The organism is Pseudomonas sp. R62, from assembly GCF_000257605.1.
Lineage (GTDB): Bacteria > Pseudomonadota > Gammaproteobacteria > Pseudomonadales > Pseudomonadaceae > Aquipseudomonas > Aquipseudomonas atacamensis.
The window spans coordinates 1365812-1370808 of the sequence record NZ_JH635998.1 but is presented as its reverse complement, the minus strand read 5'-3'; the positions used below and the strand labels follow the sequence as shown (position 1 = coordinate 1370808).

Sequence of the window (4997 nt, the reverse complement as noted above, 5' to 3'; positions counted from 1 at the left end):
GATTCAAACCATAAGCGCTGCGGTCTCTCAGGTCGATGTATTACGGGAGACACCGCAGTCGGCCCCCTCTCCCTCTGGGAGAGGGCTGGGGTGAGGGCAACTGAAGTTCACCGACCATGTCAGATTCTGTCGCAAATGCCCTTGCCGGCCGATACTAATCAATGCCACGGTCTCGGCTATGATTCGCCCGGGTCGCTGCGATTGATCCGGCACAGTGTGTGCATCCTCAAGGTTCACAGGTCGGCAACCCCTCCCCGTCGGGCGAGGATTGCCGTATAACGAGTGACATTCGCGTGTTTGGTAATAAAGGACCCACAATAAAAGCTGATGAAGACTCCAAAACGCATTGAACCCCTGATCGAGGACGGTCTGGTCGACGAAGTGCTGCGCCCACTGATGAGTGGCAAAGAGGCAGCTGTTTATGTAGTGCGCTGCGGCAATCAGTTACGTTGCGCCAAGGTCTACAAGGAGGCGAATAAACGCAGTTTCCGCCAGGCGGCCGAGTATCAGGAAGGCCGCAAGGTTCGTAACAGCCGTCAGGCGCGGGCCATGGCGAAGGGGTCCAAGTTCGGTCGCAAAGAGACCGAAGACGCCTGGCAGAACGCTGAAGTGGCGGCGCTGTTCCGTCTCGCCGGCGCCGGTGTGCGAGTGCCCAAACCCTATGACTTCCTCGACGGCGTGCTGTTGATGGAGCTGGTGGCCGACGAATTCGGCGACGCCGCGCCGCGTCTGAACGACGTGGTGCTGGAGCCGGATCAGGCGCGCGAATATCACGCGTTCCTGATTTCGCAGATCGTGCTGATGTTGTGTACCGGTCTGGTGCACGGTGACCTCTCCGAGTTCAACGTGCTGCTGACCCCGACCGGTCCGGTGATTATTGACCTGCCCCAGGCAGTCGACGCTGCGGGCAACAACCACGCGTTCAGCATGCTCGAGCGTGACGTTGGCAACATGGCTTCGTACTTCGGCCGTTTCGCGCCGGAATTGAAGAAGACCAAGTACGCCAAGGAAATGTGGGCGTTGTACGAAGCCGGCACCTTGCACCCGAACAGTGTGCTGACCGGCGAGTTCGACGATCCGGAGGACCTGGCCGATGTCGGCGGGGTGCTGCGCGAAATCGAAGCGGCGCGCCTCGACGAGGAACGCAAGCAGGCCATTCGCGCGGCGGACGACGCGCCGAAAGGCAAACCCGAAGAACCGCCTCCACCGCCGTGGATGCAGTGATCGCGTGATGAAAAAGCCCGGCTTCGGCCGGGTTTTTTGTTTGAGTCAAAAAGCACCCTCACCCCAGCCCTCTCCCGGAGGGAGAGGGGGCCGACCGAGGTGTCTTTAGCCATACATCGACCTGAAAAAACCGAGTCGATTATGGATTCAAAGAAAAACGTTCAGGTCGGTGTATCTCCCAAATATCCCCCAATCGGTCCCCTCTCCCTTTGGGAGAGGGCTAGGGTGAGGGGGCTTTCGGATCCTGGCTTATTCGCGTCTACTGTCCAGCGCTCCAACCACACTCAAGGACTGAATGTGACCACCCCACGCAACACCCACCTGATCGTAACCGCCCGGCTGATCTCCGATTTCGGCGCCTTCCTCAACATGGTCGCGCTGGCCACCTACGTCTACCTGCTGAGCAACAGCGCCATGAGCGTCGGCATTTTCCTTGCCAGCCGTGTCGGTGGCGGAATCTTCGCCAGTCTGATCGGCACACGCTTCTACCGACGCTGGCAGGGCCGCGCGCCGCTGATTGCGTTCGATCTGTTGCGCGCCGCACTGCTGGGGCTGCTGTTGATCACACCGGCGAGTCAGCAGGCATGGCTGTTGCCGTTGATTGCCTTCGGCCTCGGCCTGGGCAATTCGATGTTCGCCATCGGCCTCAACAGCCAGTTGCCGCGTTTGATCGCGCCGGCGCAATTGCTCAAGGCCAATGCCTGGATCACTTCAGCTTCTTCTGCGGCGATGGTCGGCGGCAGTCTGGTGTCGGGGTTGCTGGTGGCTGCTTTTGGTTTCGAAACGGTCTTCGCCCTCAACGCGCTGACCTATGTGCTCGCGGCGCTGCTGATCGTGCCCCTGCGTTTCGAAAAAAACGATGTCAGCGAACAGCCGCAACGCGGTGAATGGTTTGCGCTGCGGCAGGGCCTGCGTTCAGCGCCTGTGGTCGCGGCCATGCTCGCGGTGACCATGGCCGACACCTTGGGCAGTGCCGCGCATAACGTCGGCTTCCCGATCATTTCGAAACTGCTCACGCCGGAGGCGGCGAGTACGACCTTGGGCCTGGCGCTTGCGGTATGGGCCAGCGGCAAACTGCTCGGCGCGCGCATCGCCAGTCACCTGAAAGGCTCGGAGAACAGCCACCTCGAAAGAAGATTTTTCTGCGGTGTGGCGCTGATGTCGTGCGGTTTCATTCTGATGTTCCAGCAGCACAGCCTCTACGGTCTGCTGCTGTTCGCCTTGCCGGCGGGGCTTGGCGACGGGGTTTCCGAAGTCAGCCTGATGTCACGGCTGCAACGGGAACCTGCGGCGTTGCGCCTGCCGATTTTCAGCGTGCTGACCTTGCTGCAGATGACCGGTTTCGGTATCGGCATGCTGGTCGCTGCGCCGTTCTATGCGTGGTGGACGCCGGGGGCCGTGGTCATGCTGTTCCACGGCATTCCCCTGGGTACGTTGTGCGTGGTGACGCTTTTGCGGATCAGGCGCGGGCGGGTTGCGCGCAGCAGCCCGACGCCAGTTCCTTGAGGATCGGGCAGTCCGGGCGATGGTCGCCGCTGCAATGCTCGACCAGATCCTGCAGGGTGTCGCGCAACTCGCCGAGCTCGCGGATCTTCTGGTTCAGCTCGTCGATGTGCTGGCGCGCCAGTGCTTTCACATCGGCGCTGGCACGCTGGCGATCCTGCCAGAGGGTCAGCAGCTTGCCGACCTCTTCCAGAGAAAAGCCCAGATCCCGCGAGCGCTTGATGAACGCCAGCGTGTGCAGGTCATCGCTGCCGTATACGCGGTAACCGCTGTCGGTGCGATTGGCCGCTTTGAGCAAACCGATCGACTCGTAGTAACGAATCATTTTTGCACTCAGGCCGCTCTGCCGGGCTGCTTGGCCGATGTTCATCGGTGTTCCTCCAGGTCCTTGGGTTTCCAGGTTTTCAACAGTAGCGCATTGCTCACCACGCTGACGCTCGACAGCGCCATCGCCGCGCCGGCCAGCACCGGATTGAGGAAGCCGAACACCGCCAGTGGAATGCCGATCAGGTTGTAGACAAAGGCCCAGAACAGGTTCTGACGAATCTTCGCGTAGGTCTTGCGGCTGATCTCCAGCGCTGCCGGCACCAGTCGCGGATCGCCGCGCATCAACGTGATGCCGGCCGCGTGCATGGCGACGTCGGTGCCGCCGCCCATGGCGATGCCGATGTCTGCGGCTGCGAGGGCCGGGGCATCGTTGATACCGTCGCCGACCATGGCGACCACGCCGGTTTTCTTCAGCTCGGCCACCGTCGCGGCTTTGTCGGCCGGCAGCACTTCGGCGTGGACATTTTGGATGCCCAGAGCCTCGGCCACCACCCGTGCGCTGCCGCGATTGTCGCCGGTCAGAAGGTGGCTCTGGATACCCCGCGCGGCGAGTTGTTGCACCGCTTGCAGTGCGCCGGGTTTCAGCGTGTCACCGAAGGCGAACAGACCCAGTACCTTCGGCTCAGGACTTTGTTCGATCAGCCACGACAGTGTCCGACCTTCGCGTTCCCACGCTTCGGCGGATGTGCTCAATTCACCGGCATTCAAGGCGCTTTCGTCGAGCATCCGCCGGTTGCCCAGCGCCAGGCGCCGGCCATCCAGCGTGCCGGCAATGCCGCGCCCGGTCAGCGCCTGGCTGTCGCTGACATCGGGCACGTTCAAGCCGCGTTCGGCGGCTGCATCCAGCACGGCTTTGGCCAACGGATGCTCGCTGCCGCGCTGCAAGGCACCGGCCAGTGTCAGCAGATTGTTTTCGTCACCATCGACCGCGCTGAAGTGCGCGATACGCGGCGTACCCGAGGTCAGCGTGCCGGTCTTGTCGAACACCACACTGCTGACTTCATGGGCGCGCTCCAGCGCTTCGGCGTCCTTGATCAGAATGCCGTGGCGTGCGGCGACGCCGGTGCCGGCCATGATCGCCGTCGGGGTGGCGAGGCCGAGGGCGCACGGGCAGGCAATCACCAGCACGGCGACGGCATTGATCACCGCGGTTTCCAGCGGTGCGCCGTACAGCCACCAGCCGATCAGCGTGGCCAGGGCGATCAGCAATACGGTCGGCACGAAGATCTGGCTGACCTTGTCCACCAGTTTCTGGATCGGCGCTTTCGCCGCTTGCGCGTCTTCGACCAGACGAATGATCCGCGCCAGCACGGTTTCCGCGCCGAGCGCCTGGGTGCGCACCAGCAAACGACCTTCGCCATTGATCGCGCCGCCGGTGACCTTGTCGCCCGGTTGTTTCGGCACTGGCAGGCTTTCGCCGCTGATCAGCGCTTCGTCGGCGTGGCTCTGGCCGTCGACGACTTCGCCATCCACCGGGAAGCGTTCGCCGGGTTTGACCAGCACCAGATCGTCGAGGCGCAGGGCGCTGATCGCGACGTCCTGCTCACGCCCGTCGATGACTTGAATCGCGCGCTCCGGCCGCAACGCTTCGAGGGCGCGGATGGCGCTGGCGGTCTGGCGTTTGGCGCGGCTCTCGAGATATTTGCCGAGCAATACCAGGGCAATGACCACGGCCGAGGCTTCGAAATACAGATGCGGCATGCGTCCGGCGGCGCTGGCCCATTCATAGACGCTCAGGCCATAACCGGCGCTGGTGCCGAGGGCGACGAGCAGGTCCATGTTGCCGGCGCCGGCGCGCACGGCTTTCCACGCCGCCACATAAAAGCGTGCGCCGAAGATGAATTGCACGGGGGTGGCGAGGGCGAATTGCGCCCAGGCCGGGAGCATCCAGTGAATGCCGAACGGCTGCAGCAACATTGGCAACACCAGCGGCAGAGCGAGGG

General features: G+C 62.9%; 4 protein-coding genes. 2 read left to right on the top strand and 2 right to left on the bottom strand.

Going from position 1 to position 4997, the window contains the following annotated elements; translation table 11 throughout:
• Window positions 1-327 precede the first annotated feature (327 nt).
• Window positions 328-1224, top strand: coding sequence for a PA4780 family RIO1-like protein kinase (locus tag OQK_RS07500; protein WP_016771829.1), 897 nt, complete (start codon window positions 328-330; stop codon window positions 1222-1224).
• A 297-nt stretch (window positions 1225-1521) separates the two neighbouring features.
• Window positions 1522-2730: an MFS transporter gene (locus OQK_RS07495; RefSeq protein ID WP_016771828.1), complete on the top strand. Its 1209-nt coding sequence runs from the start codon at window positions 1522-1524 to the stop codon at window positions 2728-2730.
• Here OQK_RS07495 and cueR read toward each other — a convergent pair.
• The gene (gene cueR / locus OQK_RS07490) at window positions 2684-3097 is read right to left on the bottom strand and encodes a Cu(I)-responsive transcriptional regulator (RefSeq protein WP_016771827.1); all 414 of its coding nucleotides are present in this window, start codon (window positions 3095-3097) and stop codon (window positions 2684-2686) included. The two genes, OQK_RS07495 and cueR, sit on opposite strands and share 47 nt — an antisense overlap.
• Window positions 3094-4997: copper resistance metal-translocating P1-type ATPase CueA (gene cueA, locus OQK_RS07485; protein ID WP_038860707.1), on the bottom strand; the 1904-nt coding region annotated here is incomplete at its 5' end. The genes cueA and cueR, both read right to left, overlap by 4 nt.